The organism is Chamaesiphon sp. OTE_20_metabat_361 (genome assembly GCF_031364565.1).
In genome coordinates, this window is sequence record NZ_JANLWO010000066.1 from 1 (window position 1) to 3,856 (window position 3,856).

Here is a 3,856-nt window from a genome sequence, read left to right on the forward strand (position 1 = left end):
AGGGTAGCGAATCAAGACAGAGGGCAGAGTCGGCTTACCTTTTACCTTTTACCTTTTACCTTTTACCTTTTACCTTTTACCTTTTACCTTTCACCCTCTCCCCACTCCCATCTCCCCCCCAAGAGCGTCACTACCCTACCCAACAAAAGATCGAGCAGAACTAGCGGTGATATGTTTTTGCGGCTCAAGCTCGACGAGCAAACTTCTGCCGTCGTACCGATGCTGCAAACCCAGGAAGCGATCGTGCTACCTGCGGGGAGAATTTCGGTAATTCCCAATTTGCCGTCGCCGATTTTGGGGCTATTCAATCGTCGGAGTAGCTTGCTATGGCTGGTAGATTTGCCGGAAATCCTTGGCTTGGAGCCACTCGATCGCCACGCACACAGTTATGATATTGCCTTACTCAATGTTGCCAATGTCCCGCTGGCGGTTGCCGTCCGATCGATTCAAGGAGTGACCCGATTTGCCCAAGAACAAATCGAATCGCCGATCGGGAGTTTTAATCCAGCATTTACGCCTTATTTGCGCGGCTGGATTTTACAAGCAAAAGAGTTGGTATTGGTACTAGAACCCGAGGCAATTATCAATGCCCAGGTGTTGAACCAATTGACAGTTCACAGTTGATAATTGCTGTTCGTGGTCGAGATTTTCCCCCCAGTTACAGCGATCGAGAGTCCGATCGTCCAGTTTGCGATCTGTAGAGATCGATTATATTAATTACATCATCTAACTATGAATCAGTTTAACGAAGCAACTCAATTTAATGCCAGCGATCGTCCAGCAAACTTAGCGACTACATCAAAGTGGCGCAATTTGAGCCTGAAGACTAAAGCCACATTAATCGCCACTATTTTGGGGCTAGCACCGTTGGCAGTAATTGGGACACTTAGCTATTCCCAGATTAACAACGCCCTCAAAGAACAGACAGTTCAATCTCTAAAAACTCGGGCAGAAACAATAGCCGATAAATTTAATCGGTTTGTCTTCGAGCGGAATGGTGACGTAGAAACTCTAGCAGCACAACCAGTTTTTGCCGACTCTAAAGTATCAGCATTTACATCAGCAGACTCCAAGCTCAAACTGTTAGACCAGTATATCAACAGCTATCAAGTATATGATAGTATCGCCGCCTTCGATCTCCAAGGTAATCCGATTTCCCAGAGTAAAGGTAAGCCATTAACCAATCACCTCGATCGTCCATACTTTCAAGAAGTTCTCAAAACAGGTAAAACCGTAATTTCCGCCCCAGAAGTATCGAAAAGTAGCGGTCAAATCGTCGTACATTTTGCCGCACCGATTAAAGATTTGGGTACTGGTCAAATTATTGGGGTGATGCGGACGAGAGCGCCGATCGATCGATTGAATGTACCACTAAAAGATCTAGCCTCCAAGACCCAAAATTATCATATTTTCGATCGGCGTAGCAATACTGTCTTTATCAGTTCCAATGGTGAGTATTCAGGTAAATCAATAGATGCCGATATCACTAGTGCCCTCAAGCAAGAAGGAATAGTGCAGCATCAGGGCAAAAGTGGTACCGAACTGCTCAGTGCGGCTTCCTTTGGCAAGTTGGAGGGAATGCAGCAACTTCCGTGGGTAGCGGTAGCCTCGATCGATGAAGAGGCAGCTAACGCGACTTTGAGCGGACTACTGCTGACAATCCTCGCTGGAGCGGGTTTGACTTCATTATTTACAGTTGCCTTAGCGACATTCTTTGCCAGTCGGGCGACAGAGCCGATCGCGGATGCCGCTAAAGCCGTCGAAAAAATTGGTCAAGGTGACTTTAAGAGTAGATTGGATGTCTCCAGCGGCGATGAAATCGGTCAATTGGGCACGAATATCAACCTGATGGCGGGTCAAATTCAAGGGCTATTGCTCGAACAATCCGAGCAAACCAGGCGGACGGAATTGTACGCGGAAATTTCCCGCGCCCGGACGACTAACGATCTGCTCTCACCGCTGTCTCAAATCCTCGTTGAGGCGAGAGAAATCCTCAAAGCCGATCGATTGGTGGTATATCGATTTATGGCAGACAATCGGGGCTATATTGCCGGGGAATCCTACGGCGCTGGCGGCAGTAGTGCGCTCGCCGAACAGGTCAACGATCCTTGTATCCCCGAACAAATGCTGGCGGCTTACGCACAGGGGCGGATCATCGTCAATGATAATGTCGCCGATGCCAACTATCATCCCGATCACAAAGCTTTATTGACGCGACTAAATATCAAGTCTAACGCGATCGTCCCGATCGTCCAAAATGGCAACCTCTTGGGCTTATTAGTCGCCCACCATTGTCAACAAATTCATGCTTGGCAAGAGTGGGAAAGTATCTATCTGACCAAATTTGCCGAACAGATCGGGATTTCGCTCAGTGGCTTTACGATCTCCGAGCGCGGTCAACTCGAAGCCACCAGACAACGAGATAAAGCCGTCCGCGAACAATTGCTATCGACGATCTCGCGCGCTCAAACTACTCAAGAAATGGTCACGCCGCTTACCTATATCCTCGAAGAAAGCCGCGCCAAGCTCAAAGCCGATCGAGTAGTCATTTATCGCTTTTTCCCTGGTGGTAGCGGTCATATCGTCGGGGAAGCAGTCGCCCCTGGATTTGTCAAGGCTCAAGACCAGCGGATCGAAGATGCCTGTATTCCAGCCGAATTGATGGCAGAATACAGCCAAGGTCGGACGATCGCGACCGATGATGTGATGGGGACTAATTATCATCCCGATCACAAGCAATTATTTACCAGACTCCAAATCAAGTCAAATCTGGTCGTGCCGATCCTCCAAGGTCAAAACGTCCTCGGCTTGTTAGTGGCGCACCACTGCGGGGCAATTCATCAGTGGGAAGAGTGGGAAACAGAGTACTTAGTTGACTTTGCGACCCCAATCGCCTCCTGTCTGGGTGGTTATGCAGCCACCGAGCGGAGCCAGTACGAAGCCCAAGCATCCGAGAAACGTGCTGAAGTAGCTAAGAAAGAAAACGAAAGCCGTCAAAAAGAACTCCTCCGCCTGTTGATGGAGATTGAAGGCGCATCCGAAGGTGACTTAACCGTCCGATCGGAAATTAGCGATGGGGAAATCGCGATCGTCGGTGACTTCTTTAACTCGATTATTGAAAGTCTGCGAGACATTGTAAGTACGGTAAAAGAAGCGGCGGGTCAAGTAAACGGCTCCGTTGGTGAAAACGAATCGGAAGTCCGCCTGCTCACGGAAGCCGCCACCAAACAAGCCGATCGAATTCAGCAGACGCTCACCAAAATCGAAAAAGTGACGCTCTCGATCGAATCGGTAGCAACCGATGCGCGTCTAGCAGCGAATGTCGCCACCTCAGCAGCATCCACCGCCGAAATCGGCGGTCAAGCAATGGATCGGACAGTTCAAAGTATCGTCCAACTGCGCGAAACGATTTCCGAAACTGCCAAGAAAGTCAAACGCTTGGGTGAATCTTCTCAACAGATTTCTAAAGTCACCGGACTGATCGACCAAATTGCCCTTCAAACCAACCTCTTGGCAATCAACGCCAGTATCGAGGCAGCACGAGCGGGTGAAGAAGGACGTGGTTTCGCAGTCGTTGCCGAAGAAGTCGGGGAACTCGCCGCGCAATCCGCCGCAGCCACCAAGGAAATCGAAAAAATCGTCGAAACCATCCAACGAGAAACCAGCGCGGTAGCTCAAGCAATGGAACTGAGTACCACTCAAGTAGTCGAAGGTACCCAATCGGTCGAACAAACCAAAACCAGCTTGAAACAGATTATCGCCCTGTCCAATCAAATGGATACCTTCCTCCAGTCGATCTCCTCCGCGACGATCGATCAGGTCGAAACCTCCCAAGCTGTAAAAGTCGATATGGCAG

2 protein-coding genes are annotated in these 3,856 nt (G+C 49.3%); both read left to right on the forward strand.

The window, feature by feature from the left end; all coding sequences use genetic code 11:
* The first annotated feature begins 171 nt into the window (after positions 1–171).
* Positions 172–624, forward strand: a complete 453-nt coding sequence (locus tag RMO35_RS01760; protein ID WP_309738131.1) for a chemotaxis protein CheW — start codon at positions 172–174, stop codon at positions 622–624.
* A gap of 108 nt (positions 625–732) precedes the next feature.
* A partial coding sequence (locus tag RMO35_RS01765) for a methyl-accepting chemotaxis protein (protein WP_309738133.1) occupies positions 733–3,856 on the forward strand: 3,124 nt, incomplete at its 3' end.

Coding starts and splice junctions, on each gene's coding strand:
- RMO35_RS01760 (WP_309738131.1), top strand. CDS start 172: ATGTTTTTGCGGCTCAAGCTCGACGAGCAAACTTCTGCCGTCGTACCG.